The sequence below is a fragment of the Burkholderia sp. AU27893 genome (genome assembly GCF_002223205.1).
In the GTDB taxonomy this organism is placed as follows: domain Bacteria; phylum Pseudomonadota; class Gammaproteobacteria; order Burkholderiales; family Burkholderiaceae; genus Burkholderia.
Genome location: NZ_NKFD01000004.1, coordinates 2233893 through 2260773, shown reverse-complemented (window position 1 = coordinate 2260773; position 26881 = coordinate 2233893). Strand labels below are relative to the sequence as shown.

The 26881-nt window shown below is 68.9% G+C and carries 28 protein-coding genes; 17 read left to right on the top strand and 11 right to left on the bottom strand.

Annotated features, from left to right (window positions below):
- Positions 1-56 precede the first annotated feature (56 nt).
- From CFB47_RS29985 to CFB47_RS29940, 10 genes are all read left to right on the top strand, one after another.
- Entirely contained in the window at positions 57-1100 is a 1044-nt protein-coding gene (locus CFB47_RS29985) for an alpha/beta fold hydrolase (RefSeq protein WP_089463176.1), read from the top strand.
- Positions 1100-1642, top strand: a complete 543-nt coding sequence (locus CFB47_RS29980) for a cytochrome P460 family protein (RefSeq protein WP_089463175.1) — start codon at positions 1100-1102, stop codon at positions 1640-1642. The genes CFB47_RS29985 and CFB47_RS29980 overlap by 1 nt, the downstream gene beginning before the upstream one ends.
- Positions 1643-1926: 284 nt before the next feature.
- Positions 1927-2271: a DUF4148 domain-containing protein gene (locus CFB47_RS29975; RefSeq protein WP_089463174.1), complete on the top strand. Its 345-nt coding sequence runs from the start codon at positions 1927-1929 to the stop codon at positions 2269-2271.
- An 84-nt stretch (positions 2272-2355) separates the two neighbouring features.
- A complete protein-coding gene (locus tag CFB47_RS29970; RefSeq protein WP_089463589.1) occupies positions 2356-3147 on the top strand; it encodes an alpha/beta fold hydrolase in 792 nt (263 codons plus the stop codon).
- 76 nt (positions 3148-3223) lie between these two features.
- On the top strand, positions 3224-4624 hold the full coding sequence (locus CFB47_RS29965) for an amidase family protein (RefSeq protein WP_089463173.1): 1401 nt from the start codon (positions 3224-3226) through the stop codon (positions 4622-4624).
- Between the two features lie 422 nt (positions 4625-5046).
- The gene (locus CFB47_RS29960) at positions 5047-5517 is read left to right on the top strand and encodes a rhodanese-like domain-containing protein (RefSeq protein WP_089443279.1); all 471 of its coding nucleotides are present in this window, start codon (positions 5047-5049) and stop codon (positions 5515-5517) included.
- Between the two features lie 28 nt (positions 5518-5545).
- Positions 5546-6484: a serine O-acetyltransferase EpsC gene (gene epsC / locus CFB47_RS29955; protein ID WP_089457594.1), complete on the top strand. Its 939-nt coding sequence runs from the start codon at positions 5546-5548 to the stop codon at positions 6482-6484.
- Between the two features lie 8 nt (positions 6485-6492).
- Positions 6493-6714, top strand: coding sequence for a helix-turn-helix domain-containing protein (locus tag CFB47_RS29950; RefSeq protein WP_006484517.1), 222 nt, complete (start codon positions 6493-6495; stop codon positions 6712-6714).
- 138 nt (positions 6715-6852) lie between these two features.
- Positions 6853-7785 (top strand): family 2A encapsulin nanocompartment shell protein, encoded by a 933-nt coding sequence (locus tag CFB47_RS29945; protein ID WP_006479760.1) that lies wholly within the window; start codon positions 6853-6855, stop codon positions 7783-7785.
- Complete coding sequence (locus CFB47_RS29940) at positions 7760-9760, top strand: family 2A encapsulin nanocompartment cargo protein cysteine desulfurase (RefSeq protein ID WP_089463172.1); 2001 nt, start codon at positions 7760-7762, stop codon at positions 9758-9760. The genes CFB47_RS29945 and CFB47_RS29940 overlap by 26 nt, the downstream gene beginning before the upstream one ends.
- A gap of 60 nt (positions 9761-9820) precedes the next feature.
- Here CFB47_RS29940 and CFB47_RS29935 read toward each other — a convergent pair whose 3' ends face one another.
- From CFB47_RS29935 to CFB47_RS29905, 7 genes are all read right to left on the bottom strand, one after another.
- Positions 9821-10714, bottom strand: a complete 894-nt coding sequence (locus CFB47_RS29935; RefSeq protein ID WP_089463171.1) for an acetylglutamate kinase — start codon at positions 10712-10714, stop codon at positions 9821-9823.
- A gap of 70 nt (positions 10715-10784) precedes the next feature.
- A complete protein-coding gene (locus CFB47_RS29930; RefSeq protein ID WP_089463170.1) occupies positions 10785-11306 on the bottom strand; it encodes a PTS sugar transporter subunit IIA in 522 nt (173 codons plus the stop codon).
- A gap of 132 nt (positions 11307-11438) precedes the next feature.
- On the bottom strand, positions 11439-11657 hold the full coding sequence (locus tag CFB47_RS29925) for a hypothetical protein (RefSeq protein ID WP_256946769.1): 219 nt from the start codon (positions 11655-11657) through the stop codon (positions 11439-11441).
- A gap of 58 nt (positions 11658-11715) precedes the next feature.
- Positions 11716-12087: a DUF6697 family protein gene (locus CFB47_RS29920; RefSeq protein ID WP_089463169.1), complete on the bottom strand. Its 372-nt coding sequence runs from the start codon at positions 12085-12087 to the stop codon at positions 11716-11718.
- Positions 12088-12627: 540 nt separating this feature from the next.
- A complete protein-coding gene (gene groL / locus CFB47_RS29915) occupies positions 12628-14268 on the bottom strand; it encodes a chaperonin GroEL (protein WP_039354347.1) in 1641 nt (546 codons plus the stop codon).
- 12 nt (positions 14269-14280) lie between these two features.
- Entirely contained in the window at positions 14281-14571 is a 291-nt protein-coding gene (locus CFB47_RS29910; protein ID WP_011694564.1) for a co-chaperone GroES, read from the bottom strand.
- A 143-nt stretch (positions 14572-14714) separates the two neighbouring features.
- Positions 14715-15998, bottom strand: coding sequence for a lipase family protein (locus CFB47_RS29905; protein WP_089463168.1), 1284 nt, complete (start codon positions 15996-15998; stop codon positions 14715-14717).
- Between the two features lie 390 nt (positions 15999-16388).
- Between CFB47_RS29905 and CFB47_RS29900 the strand changes: the two genes are divergently transcribed.
- On the top strand, positions 16389-17069 hold the full coding sequence (locus tag CFB47_RS29900; RefSeq protein ID WP_089463587.1) for a class II aldolase/adducin family protein: 681 nt from the start codon (positions 16389-16391) through the stop codon (positions 17067-17069).
- Between the two features lie 120 nt (positions 17070-17189).
- Complete coding sequence (locus CFB47_RS29895; RefSeq protein WP_089457600.1) at positions 17190-18326, top strand: sigma-54-dependent Fis family transcriptional regulator; 1137 nt, start codon at positions 17190-17192, stop codon at positions 18324-18326.
- On the opposite strand, the gene CFB47_RS29890 is transcribed toward CFB47_RS29895, so the two are convergent.
- The 4 genes from CFB47_RS29890 to CFB47_RS29875 are packed head-to-tail and all read right to left on the bottom strand — an operon-like array spanning position 18317 to position 22151.
- Positions 18317-19105, bottom strand: coding sequence for an ABC transporter permease (locus CFB47_RS29890; RefSeq protein ID WP_089463167.1), 789 nt, complete (start codon positions 19103-19105; stop codon positions 18317-18319). The genes CFB47_RS29895 and CFB47_RS29890 overlap by 10 nt on opposite strands.
- Positions 19106-19121: 16 nt before the next feature.
- The gene (locus CFB47_RS29885) at positions 19122-19937 is read right to left on the bottom strand and encodes an ABC transporter permease (RefSeq protein WP_089463166.1); all 816 of its coding nucleotides are present in this window, start codon (positions 19935-19937) and stop codon (positions 19122-19124) included.
- The gene (locus CFB47_RS29880) at positions 19937-21043 is read right to left on the bottom strand and encodes a PhnD/SsuA/transferrin family substrate-binding protein (protein WP_089443269.1); all 1107 of its coding nucleotides are present in this window, start codon (positions 21041-21043) and stop codon (positions 19937-19939) included. Before CFB47_RS29880 ends, CFB47_RS29885 begins: the two co-directional genes overlap by 1 nt.
- A 31-nt stretch (positions 21044-21074) precedes the next feature.
- Positions 21075-22151 carry an ABC transporter substrate-binding protein gene (locus CFB47_RS29875; protein ID WP_089457604.1) on the bottom strand — a complete coding sequence of 359 codons (1077 nt, stop codon included), beginning with the start codon at positions 22149-22151 and terminating at the stop codon, positions 21075-21077.
- A 455-nt stretch (positions 22152-22606) separates the two neighbouring features.
- Between CFB47_RS29875 and CFB47_RS29870 the strand changes: the two genes are divergently transcribed.
- From CFB47_RS29870 to CFB47_RS29850, 5 genes are read left to right on the top strand one after another with little or no spacing between them, the layout of a single operon-like run.
- Positions 22607-23779, top strand: coding sequence for an LLM class flavin-dependent oxidoreductase (locus tag CFB47_RS29870; protein WP_089457605.1), 1173 nt, complete (start codon positions 22607-22609; stop codon positions 23777-23779).
- A gap of 50 nt (positions 23780-23829) precedes the next feature.
- A complete protein-coding gene (locus tag CFB47_RS29865) occupies positions 23830-24876 on the top strand; it encodes an ABC transporter substrate-binding protein (protein WP_039354360.1) in 1047 nt (348 codons plus the stop codon).
- Positions 24877-24909: 33 nt separating this feature from the next.
- A complete protein-coding gene (locus tag CFB47_RS29860; RefSeq protein ID WP_089457607.1) occupies positions 24910-25713 on the top strand; it encodes an energy transducer TonB in 804 nt (267 codons plus the stop codon).
- Positions 25714-25754: 41 nt separating this feature from the next.
- A complete protein-coding gene (locus CFB47_RS29855) occupies positions 25755-26471 on the top strand; it encodes a MotA/TolQ/ExbB proton channel family protein (RefSeq protein WP_089428299.1) in 717 nt (238 codons plus the stop codon).
- A complete protein-coding gene (locus CFB47_RS29850) occupies positions 26471-26881 on the top strand; it encodes a biopolymer transporter ExbD (RefSeq protein ID WP_089443264.1) in 411 nt (136 codons plus the stop codon). Before CFB47_RS29855 ends, CFB47_RS29850 begins: the two co-directional genes overlap by 1 nt.

Sequence of the window (26881 nt, the reverse complement as noted above, 5' to 3'; positions counted from 1 at the left end):
AGCGCCCCTGCGCGCCGCGGGTCCCTTCCTTACCGATCGACACTGGAGAACGAGTCATGCCTGAAACCGTGAACACCCGCCGCCGCCTGATCCTCGGTACGACGCTCGCAAGCCTGAGCCTCGCCGACCTCGGCTTCAGCGCCCTCGCGCATGCGCAGTCGGCGCCCGATGCCGCGCCCGCCAAGCGCACGGCCGGCGTCGCGTCGCTGGGCACGATTCACCAGATCGACGCGGGTGTGCTCAACGTCGGGTATGCGGACCTCGGGCCGAAGAACGGCCCCGTCGTGTTCCTGCTGCACGGCTGGCCGTACGACATCCATAGCTATGCGGAAGTCGCGCCGCTGCTCGTCGCGGCCGGCTATCGCGTGATCGTGCCGTACCTGCGCGGCTACGGGTCGACGACGTTCCGTTCGGCCGACACGGTGCGCAACGGCCAGCAGGCCGTGACGGCCGTCGACATCGTCGCGCTGATGGATGCACTCAAGATCGACCGCGCGGTGTTCGGCGGCTACGACTGGGGTGCGCGTACGGCCGACATCATTGCGGCACTGTGGCCGCAGCGCGTGAAGGCGCTGGTATCGGTGAGCGGCTACCTGATCGGCAGCCAGGCGGCGAACGCTACGCCGCTGCCGCCGCAGGCCGAGTTCCAGTGGTGGTATCAGTTCTATTTCTCGACTGAGCGCGGCGAACTCGGTTACACGCAGAACCGCGATGCGTTCAACAAGCTGATCTGGCAGCTCGCGTCGCCGAAATGGCAGTTCTCCGACGAAACCTATGCGCGCACGGCCGCGTCGTTCCAGAATCCCGACCACGTCGCCGTCGTGATCCACAATTATCGCTGGCGCCTCGGGCTCGCGAAGGGCGAAGCGCAGTACGACGACATCGAGCGCCGCCTCGCGGCGGGGCCGGCGATCACCGTGCCGACGATCACGATGGAAGGCGACGCGAACGGCGCGCCGCATCCGGCGCCGGCCGCGTACGCGAAGAAGTTCACCGGCAAGTATCAGCACCGCACGATCACCGGTGGCATCGGCCACAACCTGCCGCAGGAAGCGCCGCAGGCGTTCGCGGATGCGATCCTGCAAGTGGAGCACCTGTGATGCGGGCGCGCGTGAGTGCAATGCGTCGCGGCATGCGACGCACGGTCGTCGCGGGCGTGCTGCTGGCCGGCGCGTGGTCGGCCAGCGGTCCGGCCGCATTCGCGGAGCAGCCGAAGCCGGCCGCCGCCGCTTCGCCGATCTATGGCGTGACGATCCCGCCCGGCTACCGGAAGTGGGAAATGGTCGCGCCGGCCGAGGAAGCCGCACCGCTCGATGAACTCCGTGTGGTGCTCGGCAACCCCGTCGCGATCCGCGCACTCGAGCAGGCGACGCTGCCGTTCCCGGACGGCACGATCCTCGTGAAGCTCGCGTACAAGCGCAAGCAGTCCGACGAGCTCCCGAGTGCCACGGTGCCGGGCCAGGCGACGACCGTGCAGGTGATGGTGAAGGACTCGCGCCGCTATGCGTCGACGGGCGGCTGGGGCTTCGGGCGCTTCATCAACGGCGTACCGGCCGATATCGGCCAGCATCAGACGTGCTTTGCGTGCCACCAGGCGCGCGTGAAGAACCACGACTACGTGTTCACGCGGCTTGCGCCGTGACGCGCGTGGTGTGACGGGTTCGACGGAAAGGCGTGCCATGCGTGGCGCGCCTTTTTTCATGGTGGGCGGGCTTGGAGGACAGCGAACGATGCGACAGCCCGGTTTGTATCGCACTGTATCTGCGGCGGCTCCTGAAAAACTGGCATGCAGAAAGCACCCGTTTCGGAAACATCGCAGATACGTGCGCGGGTTCTACTGTCGACATGCAGGAAACGTTCGATGCCAGCCGAACTGGATCGGATGCCGAATGATCGACTGACCTACCTCTCTCAAGGAGAACCCTCATGAAAGCCGCTCGAATCCTCGCCGTTGCCGTCCTCGCCGCCATCCCCGCCCTGTCGTTTGCCGATACCGGCCACGGCCTCACGCGTGCCGACGTGCGCGCCGATCTCGTCCGCCTGGAGAAGGCCGGCTACCGCCCGGCAAGCAGCGAAGCGAACTATCCGAACGATATCGAGGCCGCGGAGAGCGCCGTCGCCGCGCAGCAAGTCGCGCGTTCCGACCAGAACGGCCCGTCGAAGTCGCAAGGCGACAACGTGGCCGATGCGTCGACGCCGGCCAGCCATCGCGACGCGGCCCAGTCGCGCTCCGCACGGAACGCTGCCGACGACCTGTACGCGCATTCGTGATGGTCTGCCGCGCTTGCCGCAGGCGGGCGCGGCCACCCCAGCAGCACCACATGTGAAAGACACAACAGAGCAAGGAGCATGACGATGGCCGGTTTGATGAAACGCGTTCTGGTATCCGCCGCGGTGATCGGCGGACTGTTCGGGGCGGTGGCGGCACAGGCCGCGCCGAAGGAAGATCTGAAGGGCACGAACGTCGTGCTCGTGCACGGCGCGTTCGCCGACGGGTCGAGCTGGAACCGCGTGATTCCGCTGCTCGAGGCGCGCGGGCTGCACGTGGTGTCGGTGCAGAATCCGCTGAGCTCGCTCGCCGACGATGCAGCCGCGACGAAGCGCACGGTGGACGCGCAGCAGGGGCCGGTCGTGCTGGTCGGCCATTCGTGGGCCGGCGTCGTGATCAGCGAGGCGGGCAACGACGACAAGGTGAAGTCGCTCGTGTACGTCGCCGCGTTCGCGCCCGACAACGGCCAGTCGATCGCCGACGTCACGCAGGGGCTGCCGGCGCCCGCGTGGGCCGGTGAGCTGCGCAAGGACGCGGGCGGGTTCGCGACGCTGTCGGACAAGGCGATCGCACAGGATTTCGCGCCGGACCTGCCGCCCGCGCAGCAGCGCCTCGTTGCGGCGACCCAGGGGCCGTGGTATAGCGGTTGCATCTCGGAGAAGGTTACGCAGGCCGCGTGGCATGCGAAGCCGTCGACGTTCGTCGTCGCGACGCAGGACAAGATGATCGACCCGACGCTGCAGGAAGCGATGGCGAAGCGGATCGGTGCTGCGGTCACGCGCGTGAACGGCAGCCATGTGTCGATGCTGAGCCAGCCAAAGGCCGTGGCCGACGCGATCATCGCGGCCGCCGAACGCGCGAAGCAGGATACGCAGTGAGTGAACGCGGCACCGCGCTTTCGTGGGGAAGCGCGGCGCCATGAGCGAGTGTGATGTCCTTCCACCAGGAGAAGTCATGACGGAACTCTGGCAACTGCCCGCAACCGAACTCGCGAAGCGCGTGCGGCATCGTGACGTGTCCGCGCGAGAAGTAGCGGATGCGGTGCTCGATCGTCTCGAGGCGGTGAATCCGGCGATCAACGCGGTGGTCGAACATCGGCCCGACGATGTCCGGCGGCAAGCCGACGAAGTCGATCGCGCGATTGCGCGCGGCGACGATCCGGGGCCGCTCGCGGGCGTGCCCGTCACCGTGAAGATCAACGTCGATCAGGCGGAATTCGCGACGACCAACGGCACGCGCCTGCAGGAGAACCTGATCGCGCGCGCCGACAGCCCGGTGGTCGGCAACATCAGAAAGGCCGGCGGGATCCTGCTCGGCCGCACCAATTCGCCGACGTTCGCGTTGCGCTGGTTCACGTCGAATCTCGTGCATGGCCACACGCGCAATCCGCGCAACCCGTCGCTGACGCCGGGCGGATCGAGCGGCGGCGCGGCGGCAGCCGTGGCCGCCGGGATCGGTCCGCTTGCCGTCGGCACCGACATCGGCGGTTCGGTGCGTTATCCGGCCTACGCGTGTGGCGTGCATGGCATTCGTCCGTCGCTCGGTCGCGTGCCGGCGTTCAATGCGTCGTCGCCCGAGCGTGCGATCGGCGCGCAGCTGATGTCGACGGCGGGGCCGATTGCACGCACGATCGACGATCTCTCGCTCGCGTTGCGTGCGTTCGCCGCACCGGACCCGCGCGATCCGTGGCACGTGGCGGTGCCGTTCGACGGGCGCGAGGTGCCGAAGCGCGCGGCGCTGTGCGTGCGGCCGGGTGGGTTGCAGGTCGTGCCCGAGGTCGAGGCCGCATTGCGCGATGCCGCGCGGCGGTTGGTCGATGCCGGCTGGACCGTCGACGAGATCGACGACACGCCGCCGATGCGCGAGGCGGCACTGTTGCAGGAGCAGCTCTGGCTCGGTGACGGCTTCGACGCATTGACGAGCGCGGTCGCGAACGACGGCGATCCGGGTGCGGCTGCCGTGGTCGAGGCGGTGCGCGGCAAGGTGCGCGACCTGCCGGCCGACGTGATCAGCCGCGCGCTCGTCCGGCGCACGACGCTGACGCGGCAGTGGCGGCTGTTTCTCGACGCGTATGCGGTGGTGCTGCTGCCGGTGTCGTCGGAACTGCCGTTCCCGGACGATCTCGACCGCCAGGGGCAGCACGGGTTCGATCGCGTATGGGAGGCACAGCTTACGTTGCGCGCGCTGCCGGCGATGGGGCTGCCCGGGCTGGCCGTGACGACGGCGCTCGTGAATGGCGTGCCGGTCGGCGTGCAGGTGGTTGCGGCGCATCATCGCGAGGATCTGTGCCTGCTCGCGGGGCGCGATATCGAAGCGCGCGGCGTGCCGGTCGCGCCGGTCGATCCGGTGGTGTGAGGCGTTGAAGCGCGAGTGCATCGGCGATGCCCATCCGGCATCGTGCCGATGCATTCCGGCAACCCGCCTGGTTTCCCGAGTCGTCCACGCATGCGCGCCCTTGCATGCATGCCATTTCGGATTCCGTTGCAACGCGCCGCACGCCGCGTTGATCGTCTTTCTCGAACCCTTTCAAATTCCTTCGATGCGTGACATCGAACGGTCACCCTTCTTCCCGTCCTGCTCGCCGATGAACCCGCCCCGATAGCGCACGTCTGCTATTGCATTCCCCGTGGCGCTGATTAGGAAATGAATTTTTATTGGTTCAGCTTGCCCGGCCGCAATCGCATAGTGGCGCTGACGGCTATAGACAGCACGCAAGCTGCAACGGCCGCATTCCCGGTGTCTTTGATCATACGAATCAACGAAAACAAGGAAGTGTCATGACGGTTGCATTGGAAGAACGAACTGCTGCGCAACAGGCGCTCGAAGACGCGCGCGAAGCGGCTACGGCGGCCGGCACGCCCTATGCGGGCGGCGTCGCGCCGGAAGTGGCGTGGGCGTTGTTCTCCGCCGGCGATGCATTGCTGGTGGACGTACGCACTGCCGAGGAACGGAAATTCGTCGGCCACGTGCCGGAATCGCTGCACGTGCCGTGGGCGACGGGCACGAGCCTGACACGCAACCCGCGCTTCGTGCGCGAACTGGAAGCGAAGACCGGCAAGGAGGCCGTCGTGCTGTTGCTGTGCCGCAGCGGCAACCGTTCGGCGCAGGCGGCCGAGGCGGCGACGAAGGGCGGCTTTACGCAGGTATTCAACGTGCTCGAAGGGTTCGAGGGCGACCTCGACGAGCGGCAGCAGCGCGGCGGCAGCAATGGCTGGCGTTTCCGCGGCCTGCCGTGGGCGCAGGACTGATTCACGGCCGTTACGGGGAGAAAGCAGCATGGCCGCATTCGACATCGACGACATCGTTCAATCGCTGCAGACCGTGCGCCGCGCATGGCGCGAGAAGCAGCGGCGCTCGCTCGAACCGGGCGGGCGCGACCTGCCGGCGCGCGAGGCGCTCGCGCAGATCATCGGCGCGCTGAAAGGCGTGCTGTTCCCGATGCGGCTCGGGCCGCCCGACCTGCGCCAGGAGAGCGAGAACTTCCACGTGGCCCACGCGCTCGACGCCGCGCTGAATGCGCTGCTCGCGCAGGTGAAGCTGGAATTGCGCTACGCGGCGCGGCAGCGCAATGCCGACGGGCCGGTCGACAACGTCGATGAAGTGGCGTCGACGGCCGTGCAGGCCTTCGCCGCGCGCTTGCCCGAGATTCGCCGGCTGCTCGACAGCGACGTGCTGGCCGCGTTCCATGGCGATCCGGCGGCCGGCAGCGTCGACGAGGTGCTGCTGTGCTACCCGGGCATCCTCGCGATGATCCATCACCGGCTCGCGCACGAGCTGTACGGGCTCGGCCTGCCGCTGCTCGCGCGGATCATCGCCGAGCAGGCGCATGCGGAAACGGGCATCGACATTCATCCAGGTGCGCGCATCGGCGCGGGCTTCTTCATCGACCACGGCACGGGTGTCGTGATCGGAGAGACGGCGATCATCGGCGAGCGGGTGCGCGTGTACCAGGCCGTCACGCTCGGCGCGAAGCGCTTTCCGCGCGATGCGGATGGCCATCTGGAGAAGGGGCACGCCCGCCATCCGATCGTCGAGGACGACGTGGTGATCTATGCGGGCGCAACGATCCTCGGCCGCGTGACGATCGGACGCGGCGCGGTGATCGGCGGCAACGTGTGGCTCACGCAGGACGTGTCGCCCGGCGAAAACGTCACGCAGGCCGTGCTGCGCAGCGAAGCGAACGCCGCGCCGCGCGCGGCGGCGCGCGTCGCCTAGGAGGCGCAATGAGCGACCTCATCCATCACTTCGGCGCCACCGTGCGCAAGCTGCGTGAAGCACGCACATGGTCGCAGGAGCAACTGGCCGAGCATGCGGGGCTGAACCGCTCGTATGTCGGCGAGATCGAGCGCGGCGAGGCGATCGCATCGATCGTCACCGCCGACAAGATCGCGCGCGCGTTCGACGTGTCGATCTCGACCCTGCTGCCGGGCGCGTACGTCACCTGAGGCTGCCTCGTTTCATTTCCCTTTCGGTTGCACGCGACCTGACGGCTATAGCATGTTGAGCCGGCAGGTGCGTGCTTCCGATAATCACCGAGCGTCATAAGCAATCCCGTTTTTCATCTAAAGAACCCGGAGCCACACATGTCGACCGTTGCAAGCGGCACGGCTGCGCTGAGCGATCACGCCGCCCGCCAACTAGCGAACGCTACCAAGACCGTCCCCCAGCTTTCCACGATCACGCCGCGCTGGCTGACCCACCTGCTGCAATGGGTGCCGGTCGAGGCCGGCATCTATCGGCTGAACCAGGTGAAGAACCCGGAAGCCGTGCGCGCCGCGTGCACGCAGCTCGAGGACGAAAGCGTGCTGCCGCAGACCTTCGTGCCGTACGAGGAACAGCCGCGCGAGTATTTCCTGAACGCGGTGAGCACGGTGCTCGACGTGCATACGCGGATCTCCGATCTTTACAGCAGTCCTCACGACCAGATCAAGGAACAGCTGCGCCTGACGATCGAGACGATCAAGGAGCTGCAGGAAAGCCAGCTGATCAACAACCCCGACTACGGACTGCTCGCCAACGTGACCGACGAGCAGCGGATCTTCCCGCTGACGGGCGCGCCGACGCCAGACGATCTCGACGAGCTGCTGACCAAGGTGTGGAAGGAACCCGCGTTCTTCCTCACGCACCCGCTCGCGATCGCCGCATTCGGCCGCGAATGCACGCGGCGCGGTGTGCCGCCGCCGACGGTCAGCCTGTTCGGTTCGCAGTTCCTCACGTGGCGCGGCATTCCGCTGATTCCGTCGGACAAGGTGCCGGTCGCGGACGGCAAGACCAAGATCCTGCTGCTGCGCGTCGGCGACAAGCGCCAGGGTGTGGTCGGCCTGTATCAGCCGGGCGTCGCGGGCGAGCAGGGTCCGGGCCTGTCGGTGCGCTTCATGGGGATCAACAACCAGGCGATCGCGTCGTACCTGATCTCGCTGTATTGCTCGCTCGCGGTCCATTCGCCGGATGCGCTGGCTGTCCTCGATGACGTCGAAATCGCCAAGTTCCATGACTATCCCGACACCTACCGTTAATCCCGGCCTGGCCGGCGGCGACGCGCACGCGCTGCCGCACGCGCCGCTGCCGGCCGGCTTGCCCGATCCGGCGACGCTCGCGCGGCTCGCGTCCGAGTTCTTCGCGACGCCGCCCGGGCAGGCTACCGCGCCTGGGCTGTCGGCGGGCAGCGGTGCGGTGGGCGGCGTGCCGTCCGCCCTGCCGGCCGCCGCGCCGATCCTGGCATCGGTGAGCAACCCGGTACCGGGCGGCTCGCCGCTCGCGGGGCCGGGCGGTGCGGGCACCGGCGTGCCGGGTCTCGCGCTCCCGCAAGGGAAGGTGCCCGGTGCGAATCTCGCGCCGTCCGCCCCGACGCACGTGCTGTCGCTCGGCAACCGCGCACCCGCGCTCGCGCCGCATGCGGCCGCGCAGAACGGGCTGCCCGACAACGTCGTGTCGATCGCGCCCGCGCTCGAACCGCGCGTCGGCGGCGCGGCGCTCGGCGTGCCGCAAGTGAATGCGCCGGTATCGGAAGGCGCGGCGAAGGCCTCGCCGTACTACTTCACCGACGGTTCGCTGCAGGGCTGGCAGGCGACGCCGCAGGACATCGTCGTGCCGTCGAACGGTCTTGCTTCGCCGGAAGCGTTCGGGTTGCCGGGCGACGACGCGCTGCGCGCACTGCTCGCCGTGCATCGCGACGTGCCGGTGTCGCGTGCATCGGGCGCCGACGTGCCGCGTTACTTCATCGACGATGCGCACGCAGCCGAGCCGCAAGGCCAGCTGTATCGCGGCGCGCATCCGCCGTTCGACGTGAACGCGATCCGCCGTGATTTCCCGATCCTGCAGGAGCGCGTGAACGGCAAGCAGCTCGTGTGGTTCGACAACGCAGCGACGACGCACAAGCCGCAGGCCGTGATCGACCGTCTCGCGTACTTCTATGCGCACGAGAACTCGAATATCCACCGCGCGGCCCATGCGTTGGCCGGCCGTGCGACGGACGCGTACGAGCATGCGCGGGAAACGGTGCAGCGCTTCATCGGCGCCTCGTCGCCCGACGAGATCGTGTTCGTGCGCGGCACGACCGAGGCGATCAACCTGATCGCGAAGTCGTGGGGCGTGCAGAACGTCGGCGAAGGCGACGAGATCATCGTGTCGAATCTCGAGCACCACGCGAACATCGTGCCGTGGCAGCAGCTTGCCGCGCTCAAGGGCGCGAAGCTGCGTGTGATTCCGGTCGACGATTCGGGGCAGGTGCTGCTCGACGAATACCGGAAGCTGCTCAACGACCGCACGAAGATCGTGTCCGTCACGCAGGTGTCGAACGCGCTCGGCACGGTCGTGCCGGTGAAGGAAATCGTCGAGCTCGCGCATCGTGCGGGCGCGAAGGCGCTCGTCGACGGCGCGCAGTCGATCTCGCACATGCGTGTTGACGTGCAGGCGCTCGATGCGGATTTCTTCGTGTTCTCCGGGCACAAGATCTACGGGCCGACCGGGATCGGCGTCGTGTACGGCAAGCGCGCGATCCTCGACGACATGCCGCCGTGGCAGGGTGGCGGCAACATGATCGCGGACGTGACGTTCGAGCGCACGGTGTTCCAGCCGCCGCCGAACCGGTTCGAGGCCGGCACCGGCAACATCGCGGATGCGGTGGGGCTGGGCGCCGCGCTCGACTACGTGAACCGGGTCGGCATCGAGAACATCGCGCGCTACGAGCACGACCTGCTTGCGTATGCAACGAGCGTGCTCGCGCCGGTGCCCGGCGTGCGGCTCATCGGCACGGCCCGCGACAAGGCGAGCGTGCTGTCGTTCGTGCTGAAGGGCTATGAGACCGAGGAAGTCGGGCAGGCGCTGAACGAAGAGGGCATCGCGGTGCGCTCGGGGCATCACTGCGCGCAGCCGATCCTGCGGCGCTTCGGGCTCGAGGCCACGGTGCGGCCGTCGCTCGCGTTCTACAACACGTGCGATGAAGTCGATGCGCTGGTGAGCGTCGTGCGGCGGCTTGCCGCGCGGCGCTGACGCCATTCGCTTGCGGCGGCCCGGGTGGGTCGCCGCAAGCGTTTTATCGCCACAAGAAAGTCAGAACCGCACGACCTGCTTCTGCTCGACGTTGAAGCCGTCGCGCAGCACGCTGGCCGAATCCGCGAAGTAGCGGCGGGTTTCCGACAGCAGGTCGGTGTTGCCGCGCCGGCAGAACACGACCCCCGATCCTTCTTCCGTCAACAGTTCGTCGATCAGCGATTCGGGTTGCCCGATATCGGCGAGATGGACATTCTGTACGCCGTGCGCAAGCGCATCGAGCGCGTCCCGCACGCAGGGCGCCGCCGTGGCCGCCGGGTGCTCGGCGAGCCAGTGCTCGAGCTCCGTGATGCCGTACAGCCCCGCGAGTTCGTCGAGTTCGCGCAGCAGCGCGCCGTCGACCATCATCACCAGCGTGACGGCGCCCGTGCGCTGCGCGAAGAGGCTGCCGAGCCGTTCCGCGCGCAGCAGGTGATCGTGGCCTGCGTCGTCCGGGGCGACCGGCATCACGACGGGCACCAGCCCGTTCTCGAGAAACGCGTTCAGTGCGGTGCCGTCGAATCGTGCGACCGCGCTCGCGTCGGTGCGGTCGGCATCGGCGCTCGCCACCAGCAGGCCGCCGTCGTGGCCGTCGATGCCGATCGCCTTGGCGCCGTGACTGCCGATCAGGCGCACCAGTTCATGATTGACGCCCGCCATCGCCGCGTGAACGGCGTGGATCGATTGCGTGCCGGCCGCGGCCGGCACGCCCTGGACGACGATCGGGCGAACGCCGGTGAGGGCGAGCAGCGCGACATCCTGCGCGAACGCCTGGCGGGCGCGTGTATCGCTCGCGGCGCCGCCATCGACGATGACGACGGTCTGCCCGTGCAGGGCCTGCATGAACGGCAGCGAGCGCGCCAGGCCGGCTACGCGGCGCGACGTCAGGGTGGGACTTTCAGGGTCTGGGAACATGGGAATCCGAATGGATGAAGGGAGTGCGTGTTGCCGCGCGGTGCGGCATCAATGAGGCATCAATGAGGCATCAATACGTGCGTTGCATCAGCTGGTGAATCTCGTCGGGCGTCAGCGCGTCGCGCGATGCCTGCCGGAACGGGCGGTCGCTGAAACAGCGCGCCGCGTCGGCGAGCAGTTCGAGGTGTGCGCGGTTGTCTTCCTGCGGCAGGACCAGCACGATGAATTCGCGCACGGGCTTGCGGTCCGGTGCGTTGAAGCTGAACGGATACTGCGCGCGGACGAACAGCGCGATGGCCGAGCGGAGACCGGCGACACGCGCATGCGGAATCGCGACGCCCTGGCCGAGGCCGGTCGAGCCGAGTTGCTCGCGCTTCGTCAGTTCGGTCCGGATCCGTTCCGCGGATACGCCGCTGCTGCGCTCGATATAGCGCGCGACGAGGTCGAACAACTGGATCGCGCTTTCGACCGGTACGTCGAGCAGGATGTGGTCCGGCGGGCAGGCGTCGGCCAGCCGGGTCGCGAACGGTGTGCCGCCGCGTCGGTAGGGAAGGTCGGGTTGGCCGCCGGCGGCGGCCTGCTGCGTTTGCATGCGGATCTCTCCGTGTCGGGATGACAGGGAAATCCTAGACAAACCCGCGTAAAGACGGTGTTAGATACGAGCGGGCCCGACATTAAAATTGTGTATCGATTGCCGATGGAACCGGGCCCGGCTTATACCGCTTCAGGTACCCGACAGCACGAACGGCAGCGTCGTCAGCAGAAACACGGAAATGCCGACCACCGGCGCGCCGAACGCGATCGCCGCGAACGCCACCGCGGCGCTGGTGAGCACGAGTGTTCTCGACACCCGTCGGTGCCGGTCGTGTGCAGCCGCGCTGTCATCGCGGATTGCACCGGTCCGCGCACCGATCACGTGTTTCCAGAACGTCAGGCCAAGCATGATGGCTCCTGTATGAAAGTTGACTGAGACCGGGCGCGCGCTGCGCCCGTCAAGCGGGTCAGCAGCGCTTGAGCTTGAGCACGCGCGAGATCTGCCCGGGCGTGAAGCTGCTGTTGCGCACGTAAGACGCGCAGTCGAGCGGTGCGGTGAGCGATTCGCTGACGACGTACTGGCCGACGAAGCGGTACGCGTCGGTGGCCATGCGGATGAACACCGGAATCGCATCGCGTTGTGCGGCGAGCGTCCTGCCGGCTGCCCGCGCGGACGCGCTGCCGTCGCAGAGGATCACGTCGGGGGCGTGCGGGTTGAGGTCCGTGCGCAGGCAGGCGGCCACGACCTTGCCATTCTTCGTCGGCAGGAACGCCTGTTTGCTGCCGCCGCACGCGGTGTGGATGAATTCACGGGTGTACTGCTTGTCGATCTCGAACATGATCGGGCTCCGGTATCGGAAACGTCCGTTGGTTAAATCAGGTATGCAAAGTAATCAGGCTGGATCGACATGCGGGATGCGCGGCAGGCCAGTCGATCGTTGCCGCGGCGGCGGATCGATGGCGCGTCGTGAGGCGGGAATTTCCGCGCGCACACGCTTGCATCGCGCGATGCGCGGCTAACGCATCGACGTCGTGTTCAAGCGTGCACGGGAAGGACTACGGCGCGCACCGTCCGCCTGTTGGCAGGACGGTGGCTCGGGAACAAAGAGACGCAGGCGTCCTGCCGATCAGGCAGACAAGCAACTCGGAGGGCGAGGACTTCGGATGCGCATGGGCGTACTCGTGGATGGATCGATTGCGAACACATTCTAGTGAACGCATGCGCGGGCGCAAGTAAAAAGGTCGTAAAGGTTGTGTGGCTCGTGCGGCGTGGCGCACCAAGAAAAAAAAGCGTGACGACTTTCGTCGCCACGCGCAATGGGAGTCTGCAAGGTCGCGCGCATGCCGGCGAACCGGCACACGGCACACGCGCGACACCGTCAGAAATCGAACCCCGGCCCACCCGCACCCGGGCCGCCCGGCGCTGCCGCCGGTGCCGCATCCTTCGGCGCTTCGAACACGGTCGCATCGGTCGTCAGCAACAGCCCCGCAACCGACGCCGCGTTCTGCAGCGCCGTGCGCGTGACCTTGGTCGGATCGAGCACGCCCGACTCGACGAGGTCGCCGTATTCACCGGTCTGCGCGTTGTACCCGAAGTTGCCCGAGCCTTCGGCCACCTTCGCGACGACGACGCTCGCTTCCTCGCCCGCGTTCGTGACGATCTGGCGCAGCGGTTCCTCGAGCGCGCGCAGCACGATCTTGATGCCCGCGTTCTGGTCGGCGTTCACGCCCTGCAACTCGCGGATCGCCTGCCGCACGCGGATCAGCGCGACGCCGCCGCCCGGCACGATGCCTTCCTCGACGGCCGCGCGCGTCGCGTGCAGCGCGTCGTCGACGCGGTCCTTCTTTTCCTTCACTTCGATTTCGGTGGCCCCGCCGACCTTGATCACCGCGACACCGCCCGCCAGCTTCGCGACGCGTTCCTGCAGCTTTTCACGGTCGTAGTCCGACGTCGCTTCGTCGATCTGCACGCGGATCTGCTTCACGCGCGCCTCGATGTTCTTCGCATCGCCCGCGCCGTCGATCACGGTCGTGTTTTCCTTGCCGACCTCGATGCGCTTCGCCTGACCGAGTTCGGCGAGCGTCGCCTTCTCGAGCGTCAGGCCCGTTTCCTCGGCGATCACCTGCCCGCCGGTGAGGATCGCGATGTCCTCGAGCAGCGCCTTGCGGCGGTCGCCGAAGCCCGGCGCCTTCACGGCGACCGTCTTCAGGATCCCGCGGATGTTGTTCACGACCAGCGTCGCGAGCGCTTCGCCTTCGACGTCTTCCGCGATGATCAGCAGCGGCCGGCCCGACTTCGCGACCTGTTCGAGCACCGGCAGCAGGTCGCGGATGTTCGAGATCTTCTTGTCGTGCAGCAGGATGTACGGGCTTTCGATCTCGGCGATCTGCTTGTCCGGGTTGTTGATGAAGTACGGCGACAGGTAACCGCGATCGAACTGCAGCCCTTCGACGACGTCGAGCTCGTCCGCGAGCGACTTGCCGTCCTCGACGGTGATCACGCCTTCCTTGCCGACGCGGTCGATCGCTTCCGCGATGCGCTGGCCGATCGATTCCTCGCCGTTCGCGGAGATCGTCGCGACCTGCGCGATTTCCTTGCTCGTGGTGGTCGGGCGGCTGATCTTCTTCAGCTCGTCGACGGCCGCCGCGACGGCCTTGTCGATGCCGCGCTTCAGGTCGAGCGGGTTGAGCCCGGCCGCGACGTATTTCTGGCCTTCACGAACGATCGCCTGCGCGAGCACGGTGGCCGTCGTGGTGCCGTCGCCGGCCGCGTCGCTGGTGCGCGACGCGACTTCCTTCACGAGCTGCGCGCCGATGTTCTGCAGCTTGTCCGCGAGTTCGATTTCCTTCGCGACCGACACGCCGTCCTTCGTGACGACCGGCGCGCCGAAGCTGCGTTCGAGCACGACGTTGCGGCCCTTCGGCCCGAGCGTGACCTTCACCGCGTTCGCGAGAATGTTCACGCCTTCCGTCAGCTTGGCCCGTGCGACGTCGCTGAAAATGATTTCCTTCGCTGCCATGATTGCGCTCCGTTATTGATTGACGACCGCGACGATGTCTTCTTCGCGCAGCACGAGAAACTCGTTGCCGTCCACCTTGACGGCTTGCCCCGCGTACTTGCCGAACAGCACGCGCTCGCCGACCTGCAGGTCGGGCACGATGCGCTGGCCGTCCGTGTCCTTGCGGCCGGGGCCGACGGCGATCACTTCACCCTGGTCGGGCTTTTCCGCCGCGCTGTCGGGGATCACGATGCCCGATGCGGTGGTGGTTTCCTGGTCGAGTCGTTTCACGATCACGCGGTCGTGCAAGGGGCGTAGGCTCATTGGTTCGTCCTGTGCTGATCTGTTGAGATGGGCTGGCACTCTTTAACAGAGAGTGCTGACGAGTATAAAAATGCGCGGCGGCGCAATCCAATAACGGATTCCGAAATGCATTCGCGCCGCCGTGCAAAAGCGCGTCGCCGCCGCTATTGCGACACGGCCGGCTGGGCGGCGGGTGTGCAGACCGGGCGGATCGTCTCGCCGGCGAGCACGCGCTTCACGAACGGAATCGAATCGGCGAGCGACGCGTTCACGGTGCCGTTGTGTTCGCGGCCCGCATACAGGTGCGCCTCGACCGTCGTGCCGGCCGCGCACGCATCCTTCGCGAGCGCGAGTTCGAGCGGCGCGAGCCCGTCGTCCGCGCCCGCGCCGATGAAGACGGGTGTGGCAATCTTCAGCGTCGGGTATTTCAGGTATTCGTCCCACCATGCCTTCAGCCGTGCATCGCCGCCGGGCTTCACGGTGTTCGCGTGCGTGAGGTGCGCGAGCGCCGCGTCGTCCTCGAGTGACGCGAGGCAACTGATGCGCGCCTGTTCGAGGATCGGCAATGCCTGGTCGGTCAGCACCTCGTCCGCGCGCAGCGACGGGTCGATCTGCTGCGCGGAGAGCACCGAGTAGAACTGGTACGCGAGCGTCGGATCGACGCGCTCGGGATCGCGCCGGTACGCGCTCTCGAACTTCGGCAGCGCCGCGAGCGTGGTGGGCGACGCGTTGTAGATGGTGCCGGTGGCAACGGTCGCGCGGATCGCGAGTTCGGGCGCATAGGCGGGTGCGTAGCCAGCCGCCGCGAACACGGCCGAGCCGCCCTGCGACTGGCCGACGAGCACGACCTCGTTCGCGAGGCCCGGCACGCCGCCGAGCACCGCGCGCGCGCTGTCGAGCAGCGTGTAGCTGTTCGAGCGGTTGTTGAGCTGCGGATTCGGGCCGGGCGTGCCGAGCCCCTGGTAGTCGGTCGCGACGACCGCGAACCCTTGCTGAAGCCACGCGTTCAGGTAGCGCACGTCGCGATACGAGCGGCCGAACCACGACGGCGCGCAGATGTCGGCCATCCCGAACGTGCCGTGCGCCCACGCGACGATCGGCCAGCCGCCGGCCGGCGGCTGGCCGCGCGGCACGAACAGCGCACCCGACACGGCGATCGGCGTGCGGCCGCCGACGCCGTCGGTCGATGCATAGAGGATGCGCAACTGGCGGCCGGCGCTCGCGAGCCCGAGCGTCGCCGGCAGCGGCTCGGTGCGCAGCAGCACGCCGGGCGTCGCCGGAATGTCGCGGTCCCATGTGTAGAACGCGGACACGCGGCCGTCGCCTTGCAACGGATCGGGCGCAGGCACACGGCCGGGGGACGCCGCATGCGAGAGGAGAGACGAGACGGCGAGCGCCGAAGCGAGCAGCGTGTGCGCGGCGTAGCCGTGCAGGGAGAGGAGCGTCATGGTCGGATGGGTATCGGTGAAGTCGGATCGGGCGCGCCGGACAGCGCGCGGCGCGGGCCGACCACGACGCAAGTTTCGAACCAGCGCAGCCGTAGGGCGCGTGGCGCGAGGCACGACGGGCCGCTGCGCCGTACGGCGAGCCGCGCACGCGTTCAGCGGCTGCGCGTCGCGCAACAATCCGGGCCGGCAGGCTGTTGCTCCCGCAACAGAGGCGCACGCGGGGATCGCATGACGCGCGTCGTGCAACAGGCGCACACGCACCGTGGCACGGGCCTTCGGCGCATGCATGCCCGGCTGGCACGATTGCTGCTGATCCGGTGGCCGTGCGTCGCGGTGTCACGACATCGCGATGCGAGCCCATCCGTCCATCCGATCAAGGAAACCGTCCTCATGCCAGTCACCTCAACCATCGACACCGGCGAACTCGTGGCATTCGTCGAGCGCGCCACGCGCGAATTCACGCAGGCCGAGCGCGTGCTGAAGGACACGCGCACGCTGTCCGCGACCAACACGTTCCAGGCGTTCCAGCGCGTGCCGGGCACGGAACTCATCGTCGCGCTGTCGGCGCCGAGCCCGTGGGCCGCGTCGCAGGAGATCCAGCCCGTCGTCGTGACGTTCGACGGCGATGTGCTGCACGGCGACGCGCGCGCGGGCGGCAACGGGCCGCGCTATGCGGACGTGTTCCGCGAGGTGCCGGAAGTCGGCGTCGTGATCCACGTGCACGGCCCGTACCTCGGCGCCTGGGCGAGCGCGCATCGCCCGCTGCCGATCCGCTATGCGCCGGCCGCGCGCTACACGCGGGCTCGCGAGATTCCGGTGTACGTCGATCGTCGCCCCGGCGAGCCGCGCTTCATCGTCGACACGATCCGCCGCGACCCCGAGGTGCCGGCGATCATCGAGGCGAACGGCGGCGCGACGTTCTGGGGTAAATCGATCCTCGACGTGTCGAAGTACATCCTGATCCTCGAGGAAGCCGCGTATTTCCAGGCGCTCGCGGAACCGCTCGGCGGCTCGCTCGAATTCGGGCCGGGTGCGCTCGAGCAGCAATGGAAGATGACCGGCCTCGCGTGACGCCGCGCGGCGGCCGGCGCAATCCGGCCGCCGTCATACCGATAGCTCGATGAATTGGTTCGTGGCCGGCGCGCGCCTTGCTATCGTCGAACCTTCCCCGTTCAACACGCCGGTCGTGCCATGGCCATCTTCAGCTTGCCGGACCCGACTTCGCATGCGATCACGATTCGTGCGAAGGCGCTGACGTTCGACGATCCCAAATCGCGGGTGCTGCTCGAGCGCATCCAGCTCGTCGCGCCCAGCGACGCGACCGTGCTCGTCACCGGCGAGAGCGGCACCGGCAAGGAGCTGATCGCGCGCCTCGTGCATTCGCTGAGCGAGCGCCACGACGGCCCGTTCGTCGCGGTCAACTGCGGCGCATTCTCCGAGACGCTGATCGAGAGCGAGCTGTTCGGCCACGAGCGCGGCGCGTTCACCGGCGCGATCAACAGCCAGCCCGGCTGGTTCGAATCCGCGAATCGCGGCACGCTGTTTCTCGACGAGGTGGGCGACCTGCCGCTGTCCGCGCAGGTGAAGCTGCTGCGCGTGCTGCAGGAGCGCGAAGTGACGCCGGTCGGCTCGCGCAAGACCGTGAAGATCGACGTGCGGCTCGTCGCGGCCACCAACGTGAATCTCGAAGCCGCGGTGCGCGCGGGCAATTTCCGCGAGGATCTGTACTACCGGCTCAACGTCGTGAAACTGAGCCTGCTGCCGCTGCGCGAGCGGCCCGGCGACATCGCGCCGCTGATCGAGCACTTCATCGACACCTACGCGAAGCGGCTGCGCGTGGCCGCGCCGACGCTGACGGACGCCGCGCGCGCCCGGCTGCATGCACACGCATGGCCCGGCAACATCCGCGAACTCGAGAACGTGATCCACCACGCGGTGCTGATCTGCGCGGGCGGCGCGATCGACGTGGGCGACCTGCAGTTTTCCGCGCTGTCGCTGTCGCCCGATGCCGGCGACCCGCGCACCGCGGCGGCGGCACAGCCGCGCCGGGCGCGTGACGTGGCCGAGGCCACCGATGCGCTGCGCCACGCGGTGATCGAGCTGCTGGATCTCGGCACGCCGGCGCTGTGGCAGCACATCGAGGACACCGTCTACCGCAGCGTGTTCGACTACAGCGACCACAACCAGCTGCGCATGTCGCGCCTGCTCGACCAGTCGCGCAACATCGTGCGCGCGCGGCTCGCGCAGCTCGGCATCCTGAAGCCGCGCGACGCGGGCGACGCGGGCGACGCGAGCGACGCCGACGCGCGGCTGCGCCGTCAGGCGTGATCGCGCCAGCGCAGCGCGCGCTGCGCGATCCGCTCGCATAGCGCACTCATGCCGACGGCGAGCGCCGTCACCCCCAGCACGCAGACCAGCAATACGTCAGCGCGCGCGCCGGCCTGCGCGTTCTGCATCAGGCTGCCGACCCCCGCGCCCGCGTTGAACAGCAGCTCGCTGCTGGTCGCGGTGATCCACGCGAACGGCACGGCCTGCAACACGCCCGCGAACAGGTCGGGCAGCGCGCCCGGAATCAGCACGTCGCGCCACAGGCCGATGCGCGTCAGGCGATACGACTGCGCGAGTTCGACATAGCGCGGATCGACGCGGCGCAGCCCGTCGAAGCTGGCGGTGGTCATCGGGTAGAACGCGGCGAGCGCGATGATGAACACCTTCGCGAATTCGCCGGTGCCGGCCCACAGGCTCAGCAGCGGGATCAGTCCGAGCACCGGCACGTAGCGCAGCGCCTGGAACGCCGGCTCGCCGAGCTTGCGCGCGAGCGTCGAGCGCGCCATCGCCGCGCCGAACACGAGCCCGAACGCGACACCCGTCAGGAGGCCGACTGTCGTGCGGCGCAGGCTCGCACCGAGATCGGTCGCGAGTTCGCCGCTGCGTGCGAGTTCGACGAGCGCGGCGCCGACCTGCTGCAACGGCACGAACGCGTATTGATGGGCCGCGTCGCCGGACGACGCGTATTGCCAGGCGGCGACCAGCAGGGCCGGCACGACGAGGCCGCGCGCACGACGGCGCAGCGCGGCGAGCGAGAATGGGGTGATGGCGACGGTCATTCGGATACCTGTTCGTTCAGCGCGCGGGCGTCTGCCAGCGCAATGCGTAGCGTTGCACGAGTGCGATCGACCGGTCGATCGCGAAGCCGATCAGCCCGATCACCGCGACGTCGATGAGTACGACGTCGAGGCGCAGCATCTGCCGCGCCAGTTCCATCATCTGGCCGATCCCGCTGTCGGCGCTGAGCAGCTCGACCGCGACGAGCGCGAGCCACGCGCGCGCGAGCGCGATCCGCACGCCGGTGAGCAGCGGCGGCAACGCGGCCGGCAGCAGCACGTCGCGCAGCAGCGCGAAGCGGCCGAGCCCGTAGTGCCGCGCCATCTCGACGAGGTCGCGCGGCGCGTCGTGCACGCCCGTGTACGCGGCCAGCGCGACCGGAAAGAACACGGCCTTGCCGACGACGACGAGCTTCAGCGGCTCGTCGACGCCGATCAGCAGGATCAGCAGCGGAATCAGCGTGAGCGTCGGCACCTGCCGCAGCAGGTCGAACGTCGGCCGCAGGTAGTCGGCGAACAGCCGGCTGCGCGCAAGCAGGATGCCGAACGCGGCACCGCCGGCCGCGCCGATCGCGAAACCGAGCGCGAGGCGATGCAGCGTGATCAGCAGGTTGTCGCGCAGTTCGCCGGTGTCGAGCAGCGTGCGCAGCGTTGCCGCGAGCCGATCCGGCGGCACGACGAGCTGCGGCGGAAACCAGCGCTGCGCGCTCGCGAGCCACCACAGTGCGACGAACGCGACGGGCGTGGCCCACCACAGCGCGAGCCCGCCAAGCCGGGCAATCCCGGGCAGGCGCAGCGCGCGTGTGCCGTTCGACGCGAGGGCTTGCATCGGCATCAGCGGCTCGCGACGCGTGCCGCGTCGGCGCGCCAGTAGCCGTCGAGCCCGAGCTGCTTGAGTGCGGTCGACACGAACGTCGGCGCGAGCAGCGCGTTCACGTCGACCGGCGTGGACGTCAGGCCGGCCTGGCGGCTGTACGCGATGACGTCGCGGTAGTGGCCGGTCAGCGCGGGCGTGAAGAGCGGCGTCCATTGATCCTTCCACGGTGTCGCCTCATCCGCGTATTCGCGGCGCACGACGCTTTCCGGCTGGCCGGACGCGCTCAGGATCTTCACGTACGCGTCGCGGTTCTGCGGCTGCGAGATCCAGTGCGCGGCGCGCACGTAGGCCGTCGCGACGAGCTGCGTGATATCCGGGTAGCGCCGCACGAAATCGTCGGACGCCCACAGTTCCGCGCGCATTTTCCAGTCGTCGGGCGCGGTCTTGGTCGACCAGATGATCTTGCCGACGTTCTTGTCGACGAGCGAATACGCGTCGGACAGCGTGAAGAAGCCGTCGACGCGTCCGGCCGCGACGGCGGCCGCACCGGCCTGCGGGTCGAGGTTGTAGATCTTGAAGTCGGACAGCTTCAGCCCGTTCTCGGCGAGCAGCTTGCTGAACGTGACTTCCCACGGCCGGCCGCGATTGAGCGCGATGCGCTTGCCTTTCAGGTCGACGATCGACTTCGCGGTCGAGCCGGCCGGCACGACGAGATAGGTGTTGCTGCCGACACCGCCCGGCACGATCAGCCGCGTATGGGTGCCCGACGCGTTGACGACGACCGACGGCAGGTCGCCGTAGCCGGCGAAATCGATGCTGCCGTTCGTGAACGCTTCGTTCACGAGCGTGCCGACCGCCGCGGTCGACACCGGCACCCATTGCAGCTTCACGTGCCGCGCGGCAAGCGCCTTCTCGAGCGACTTGTCGGCGTCGATCAGTGCCGACGCGCCCGCGTACTGCGTCTTGCCGCCGCTCGAATAGGCGACGACGGCGATCCGCACGACCTTGGGCGCGTCGTCCGCATGCGCGGCCGGTGCGGCGAGCGATGCCGCGACGAACGGCAGCGCGGCGAACAGCGCGTGCAGCGGGCGGCGCAGCGCGGCGAGGGAGAGCGTATGTTTCATGATGGTCGGGAACGATAGGCGGAAAAGGGGCTCACGCGCGCTTCTGCAGCGACGGCCGCAGCACGTCGGCGAGCGGGCGCGGGTCGATCCAGTCGGCGACGTCGAAGTCGGCTTCCAGAAAGCCGTGGTCGTGCAGGAACGTCTTGAAGTCGTCGAGCGCGGCGACCGATTCGTCGTCGAGGTTGACGCCGAGATGGCGGTGCAGCTGGTTGCCGTACGCGGCGCGGACCCAGTCGATCGACGACGCGGTTTCGCCGGCCACGTAGAGCGCGGTTTCGTCGGGATGCGTGCCGGCCCAGTCGCCGGCCGCGACCACGAGCTTCAGGAAGCCGGCGACGATGTCCGGATGATTCGCGAGCACGTCCGCGTTGACGGTCAGCGGGCGCGGCGTGCCGTTGTTGTTGCGGATCGCGCGCTCGGGATGAAAGCCGATGTCGATCACGACGTGCGCGCCGATCAGCTGCGCGATCTCGAGGCCGGTCGAGCCCTTCACGTAGATCGCGTCGACCTCGCCGCGCAGCAGCGCGCCGGCTTCGGCTGCGTACAGCGCGCGGCTCGAGAAGCCGTGCGGCGACGCGAACAGGTCCGCCGCGCGCGCCGGCCCGACGGCCTGCAGCGTGCGTGCCCGCACGTCGACGAGTTCGACGTCGCGCGTGGTCAGCCCGTCGAGGCTCAGCGCGTTGACGAAGCCGCGCAGCGCCGACGCGCGAAAGATGTCGATGCGGTCGTCGGGGCGGCTCGGGATCGCGATGCGGCGCCCGCGCAGGGCCTTCACCGAGCGGATGCCCGACTCGGGCCGCGCGAGGATCAACTGCGATTCGTCGACCCACGATAGCCCGATCACGCGCGTGTTCGCGCCGTTCGAGCGCGCCCACATCGCGGGGATGCTGCCGCCCTGGCGGAACGACTGCGCGAGCGTGTGATCGCTGATCGACGACACGTCGTGCCGCGTGGCGCCGCGCGGCGAGCGGATCGCGACACCGTCGGCCGACGTCTCGCCGTTGAGCCAGCCGAGATGCACGGCGATGCCGAGCGGGGTCGGCACGGGCGACCGGGCGTACCAGAACGTCTGTTGCTTGTCCGATGACGAATCGGGCCTGTCTGTCATGGGTGAGATTCCCTCTCTGCGTAAGCATGGTTGAAGCCCGGTCGTGCACGGTGTCGGTGTCGCACGCGCGGGCCGGTCAACGTTGCAAGTTCCGGGCCAGTGAGCGGAAACGGCGCGGCCGCACGCGGTGCGGGCATCGCGCGGGACGGGCGGTGCGCGTACTGATGCAGCGCCTGTTGCGCCAGCAACAGTCGCGTCGGCTGCTGTTGCGCGCGCAGCAGCAGTGGGGATGGTGCAGCAGCGCGATACGCGCGTGTCGCGGCGGCACGGGCAACCGCGAGCAGGTGCGATCCGATTGCCGCTGATGCCCGGTGTGCAAGGCACTGCGCAGGTTCGCCGGCAGCCGCGCAGCTGCCGTGGCGAGCGCGTTGGCACACCGCGTGCTTTACAGCGCAGCACTCGCGCGGCACGCCGATGCCGCACGCAATCCGAATGGCCCGACCAGGAGAACTCCGATGGCTGTTGAATTTCTGTGGCGCCTGCCGATGCACGGCGACGGCCGGCGCGCACACGACCTGCATACGCGTGGCGAATGGAACCGCCAGCGCGCATCGCGCGTCGCGCCGAAAGTCGACGACGACGATTTCGGCTACATCGACTATCTATCGCAGGTCGCACGCGCGGCCGATATCGCCGGCTTCCATGGCGCGCTGATTCCGATCTTTCGCTTCACCGAGGAACCGTGGGTCGTGGCGGCCGCGCTGGCGCGCGAGACGCGCCGGCTGCGGCTCCTGATCGCGCTGCAGCCGCATTTCGTGCATCCGGTCTATGCGGCGCAGATGGCCGCGAGCCTGCAGCGGATCAGCCGTGGGCGCGTCGAGTGGAACGTCGTCACGGGCGGCGGTGGCCCCGACCAGCGTGCGTACGGCGACTTCATCGATCACGACAGCCGCTATGCGCGCACCGACGAATTCCTCGATGTCGTGAAGGGCGTCGCGGCCGGCGAGCCGTTCACGTTCGACGGCCGCTTCTATCGCGTCGAAGCCGGCGGCCTGCTGCCGCCGCTGAGCGGCCAGAAGCCGCCGCGCATCTACCTGGCCGGCGCGAGCGACGCCGCGCTCGCGGTGGCCGCGAAGCATGGCGACGTGCACCTGAGCTGGGGCGAGCCGCTCGCGAAACAGAAGGAGGTGATCGATGCGGCGCGCCGCGCGCTCGACCGCCAGAACGCCGAGCGCGACCTGCGCTTCGGCATGCGCATCGACATCCTGGCGCGCGAGACCGAGGAGCAGGCGTGGGCCGAGTTGCGGCAGATGTTCGCGACGGTGGGCGACGCGACGCGCGGCGGCTTCGGCGGGCGCGGCGAATCGTCGGAGTCGGTCGGCGCGAAACGCCAGTTCGCGCTGCACCAGGGCCACACGCAGCACTTCGACGACCTGATCGTCGGCCCGAACCTGTGGGCCGGGATGTCGCAGATTCGCGGCGGCCCCGGCTGCGTGATCGTCGGCAGCCACGAGCAGGTGGCCGAGCGGCTCGCGGAATATGTCGACATCGGTGTGTCGACGTTCATTCTCGCGAGCAACCCGCATCTCGAGGAGGCGTACCGCGTGGGCGAGGAAGTGCTGCCGCTCGTCGACGGCGCGCTGAACGCGCGCGGCACGCAGGCGGCGCTGCGCGTGGCCGGCGCGTGAGCGCGACGGCATTGCCGCGCCATCCAACGACATCGACAAGGACATTCACCATGACGACACTCGCTGCGCAGGCCACGGCTTGCGACGCACTCTGGTACACGCGCTGCCCGGTACCGACCGCGCTTGGCATCGCCGTGCATCGCGGCTGGTTCGACGAGGAGTTCGGGCCGGACGGCATCACGCTGAATTCGCTGCAGGAGACGGCGGACGCCGGCAAGCGCGAATCGCATTTCGATCACAGCCTGCCGCACTCGTTCCGGCAGGGCGGCAACATTCCGGCGCTGTGGGCGCGGGCACGCGGCGCCGATACGCGCGTGATCGGCCTGTCGTGGACCAACGAATTCCAGGCGATCGTCACGTTGCCCGATCGCGGCATTCGCTCGGTGCGCGATCTGCGCGGCCGGCGGCTCGGGTTGCCGCGCCATCCGATCAGCATCGACTTCTGGCGGGCGGCCGCGCTGAAAGGCTTCCTGAGCGCGCTCGAACTCGAAGGGCTCGGGCACGGCGACGCCGAATGGGTCGACCTGCCCGACGAACGCGAACGTCGCACCGGCCCGGCGTCGTTCACGCGCGGCCCGCACGAGTACGGGATCGAGATCGCGGCGCTCGTGCGCGGCGAGGTCGACGCGGTGTTCGTGAAAGGCGTCGAAGGGCTCGAGACCGTGCATCTGATCGACGCGCAGGTCGTCATCGATCTCGGCGCGCACCCCGATCCGCTCGTGCGGATCGGCAACGGCACGCCGCGCACGCTGACCGTCGACCGCGCGCTGATCGACGCGCGCCCCGATCTCGTGAGCCGCTTCCTGTCGGTGGTGGTGGGGGCGGGCGACTGGGCCGCGCGCCATCCGGCGGAGACGGTTGCGTATATCGGCCGCGAGACACGGGCATCCGACGAGTGGGTGCGCTATGCGTACGGCGCGGACGTGCACCGCCATCTGGAGACGGGGCTCGCGCAGACGTCGATCGACGGGCTGGTCGCGTTCAAGGATTTCCTCGTCGAATGGGGCTTTCTCGAACAGGATTTCGATGCGCGCGCGTGGATCGACCCGGCGCCGTTCACGCGCATCGACCGGCAGCGCCATGCGTGGGTCGCGTAGCGCGCCGCGGCGCGTCATTGCAAGGAGTCGAGCATGACAGGTCTGACGATCGAATACGGCGTGTCGCCTGCGCGCCGGCATGCGGCGCGTGCCGTGCCGCGTGCGGGTGCGAGCGGGGCGGCGGCGGTCGCGCGTCCGCCGTCCGCGTCGCCGTCGGCACGGCCGGGTGCGCCGAAGGCGAAGCCGGGCGCGTGGCGCGTCACGGGGGCGATTGCGCTCGCCGTCACGGCGCTGCATGCGGGTGTCGCGTTGCTGGCCGCGCGCACACCTGCCGCGCCGCCCGTGCAGCCGCCGCGGCCGCTGCCGATGACGGTCGAACTGACGCGGCCGCCCGAACCGTTGCCGCAGGCCGCGCATCCGCCGCCACCGGCAGTGCCCCCGAAGCCGCTGAAGCAGGCGCCGACCCCGCCGAAGCCGCGTGCGGCCGTCGCGCATCCGGCGCCCGCTGCCGCGCCGCAAGTCACCCGCGAGGCGGCCGCGGCGACGGCGGCACCGGCCGCCGCCGCGCCCGCCGCACCGGCTCCCGCGCCGGCCGCGCCTGCCGCACCCGTGCGCGAAACCGCACCGATCGGCGACGCGGCCTACCTGCGCAACCCGGCGCCCGACTATCCGGCGTTCGCGCAGGACCAGGGCTGGGAAGGGCGCGTCGTGCTGCGCGTGCACGTGCTCGCGAACGGCACACCCGATTCCGTCGAGGTCCGCACGAGCAGCGGCCGCCGCATGCTCGACACCGCGGCGGTGGCCGCCGTGAAGCGCTGGACGTTCGTGCCCGCGAAGCGCGGCGACGAAGCGGTCGACGGCTGGGTCAACGTGCCGATCGATTTCAAGCTGGGCTGACCCGCCGGGCGGCCCGCCATATTTTTCAAGGAACTCACATCATGAACGGTATTCCGACCACCTTCATCGTCCAGGGCGCGCTCTGGCTGCTCGTCGTCTTCTCCGTCGTCACGTGGACGCTGATCGTCGTGAAGGCGATCCAGAGCCTGCGGGCGAGCGCGCGCAACCGGCGCTACGTCAGTGCGTTCTGGGCGGCGAACAGCTTCCACGAGGCCGCCGCGCTCGACGGCGCGAACAGCCCGGTGGGCGAACTCGCCGCGACGGGCTTCGACGCGCTGCGGCGCGCCGACGAGAGCAGCGCGCACGATCTCGAACACAGCTGGAGCCGCCACGACCTGCTCGAACGGCATCTGCGGCAGCAGATCCACAACGCGCGGCGGCGCGAGGAGGCGGGGCTGGCGGTGCTCGCGTCGATCGGCAGCACCGCGCCGTTCGTCGGCCTGTTCGGCACCGTGTTCGGCATCATCCATGCGCTGACCGCGATCACGCACAGCGCGTCGGCGAGCATCGACGTCGTGGCCGGGCCGATCGGCGAGGCGCTCGTCGCGACCGGGATCGGCATCGCGGTGGCCGTGCCGGCCGTGCTCGCGTACAACTTCTTCGTGCGCCGCGTGAAGGCCGCGTCGGCCGACCTCGACGCGTTCGCCACCGATTTCGTCACGCTCGCGCAGAAGGCCGGCTTCCGCGTGCCGGCCGCCGCCGCCGCGCCCGCACCGGCACGCCGTGCCGGCGACACCCGTCAGGAGGCCTTCGCATAATGGCTTTCTCCTCTTCCTCCGACAACGACGACGTGCTCAGCGAAATCAACATCACGCCGCTCGTCGACGTGATGCTCGTGCTGCTCGTCGCCTTCATCGTCACGGCGCCGCTGCTGAACAACGCGGTACACGTGAACCTGCCGAACACCGTCGCCACGGCGCCGGCCGATCGCAAGCCGAACGTCACCGTGAGCGTCGACGCCAAGGGCGTCGTGTATCTCGACAAGCGGGCGGTCGCACTGGCCGCCGTGCCGGCCGAGCTGGCCGCGCTGAAGGCCGGCCGGCCCGACGTCGCGCTCGACCTGCAGGCCGACGAGCACGTGCCGTACGGCACGGTCGCGAAGCTGATGGCCGCGATCGAGCATGCAGGCATCACGCGGCTGTCGGTGCTCACCGCGCCGCGCGGCTGA

Coding starts and splice junctions, on each gene's coding strand:
- CFB47_RS29925 (WP_256946769.1), bottom strand. CDS start 11,657: ATGCTTGGCCTGACGTTCTGGAAACACGTGATCGGTGCGCGGACCGGT.
- CFB47_RS29930 (WP_089463170.1), bottom strand. CDS start 11,306: ATGCAAACGCAGCAGGCCGCCGCCGGCGGCCAACCCGACCTTCCCTAC.
- CFB47_RS29880 (WP_089443269.1), bottom strand. CDS start 21,043: ATGAAACATACGCTCTCCCTCGCCGCGCTGCGCCGCCCGCTGCACGCG.
- CFB47_RS29905 (WP_089463168.1), bottom strand. CDS start 15,998: ATGACGCTCCTCTCCCTGCACGGCTACGCCGCGCACACGCTGCTCGCT.
- CFB47_RS29965 (WP_089463173.1), top strand. CDS start 3,224: ATGACGGAACTCTGGCAACTGCCCGCAACCGAACTCGCGAAGCGCGTG.
- CFB47_RS29900 (WP_089463587.1), top strand. CDS start 16,389: ATGCCAGTCACCTCAACCATCGACACCGGCGAACTCGTGGCATTCGTC.
- CFB47_RS29970 (WP_089463589.1), top strand. CDS start 2,356: ATGGCCGGTTTGATGAAACGCGTTCTGGTATCCGCCGCGGTGATCGGC.
- CFB47_RS29850 (WP_089443264.1), top strand. CDS start 26,471: ATGGCTTTCTCCTCTTCCTCCGACAACGACGACGTGCTCAGCGAAATC.
- CFB47_RS29940 (WP_089463172.1), top strand. CDS start 7,760: ATGACTATCCCGACACCTACCGTTAATCCCGGCCTGGCCGGCGGCGAC.
- CFB47_RS29945 (WP_006479760.1), top strand. CDS start 6,853: ATGTCGACCGTTGCAAGCGGCACGGCTGCGCTGAGCGATCACGCCGCC.
- CFB47_RS29950 (WP_006484517.1), top strand. CDS start 6,493: ATGAGCGACCTCATCCATCACTTCGGCGCCACCGTGCGCAAGCTGCGT.
- CFB47_RS29975 (WP_089463174.1), top strand. CDS start 1,927: ATGAAAGCCGCTCGAATCCTCGCCGTTGCCGTCCTCGCCGCCATCCCC.
- CFB47_RS29910 (WP_011694564.1), bottom strand. CDS start 14,571: ATGAGCCTACGCCCCTTGCACGACCGCGTGATCGTGAAACGACTCGAC.
- groL (WP_039354347.1), bottom strand. CDS start 14,268: ATGGCAGCGAAGGAAATCATTTTCAGCGACGTCGCACGGGCCAAGCTG.
- CFB47_RS29895 (WP_089457600.1), top strand. CDS start 17,190: ATGGCCATCTTCAGCTTGCCGGACCCGACTTCGCATGCGATCACGATT.
- CFB47_RS29870 (WP_089457605.1), top strand. CDS start 22,607: ATGGCTGTTGAATTTCTGTGGCGCCTGCCGATGCACGGCGACGGCCGG.
- CFB47_RS29885 (WP_089463166.1), bottom strand. CDS start 19,937: ATGCCGATGCAAGCCCTCGCGTCGAACGGCACACGCGCGCTGCGCCTG.
- epsC (WP_089457594.1), top strand. CDS start 5,546: ATGGCCGCATTCGACATCGACGACATCGTTCAATCGCTGCAGACCGTG.
- CFB47_RS29865 (WP_039354360.1), top strand. CDS start 23,830: ATGACGACACTCGCTGCGCAGGCCACGGCTTGCGACGCACTCTGGTAC.
- CFB47_RS29935 (WP_089463171.1), bottom strand. CDS start 10,714: ATGTTCCCAGACCCTGAAAGTCCCACCCTGACGTCGCGCCGCGTAGCC.
- CFB47_RS29985 (WP_089463176.1), top strand. CDS start 57: ATGCCTGAAACCGTGAACACCCGCCGCCGCCTGATCCTCGGTACGACG.
- CFB47_RS29855 (WP_089428299.1), top strand. CDS start 25,755: ATGAACGGTATTCCGACCACCTTCATCGTCCAGGGCGCGCTCTGGCTG.
- CFB47_RS29875 (WP_089457604.1), bottom strand. CDS start 22,151: ATGACAGACAGGCCCGATTCGTCATCGGACAAGCAACAGACGTTCTGG.
- CFB47_RS29920 (WP_089463169.1), bottom strand. CDS start 12,087: ATGTTCGAGATCGACAAGCAGTACACCCGTGAATTCATCCACACCGCG.
- CFB47_RS29890 (WP_089463167.1), bottom strand. CDS start 19,105: ATGACCGTCGCCATCACCCCATTCTCGCTCGCCGCGCTGCGCCGTCGT.
- CFB47_RS29980 (WP_089463175.1), top strand. CDS start 1,100: ATGCGGGCGCGCGTGAGTGCAATGCGTCGCGGCATGCGACGCACGGTC.
- CFB47_RS29860 (WP_089457607.1), top strand. CDS start 24,910: ATGACAGGTCTGACGATCGAATACGGCGTGTCGCCTGCGCGCCGGCAT.
- CFB47_RS29960 (WP_089443279.1), top strand. CDS start 5,047: ATGACGGTTGCATTGGAAGAACGAACTGCTGCGCAACAGGCGCTCGAA.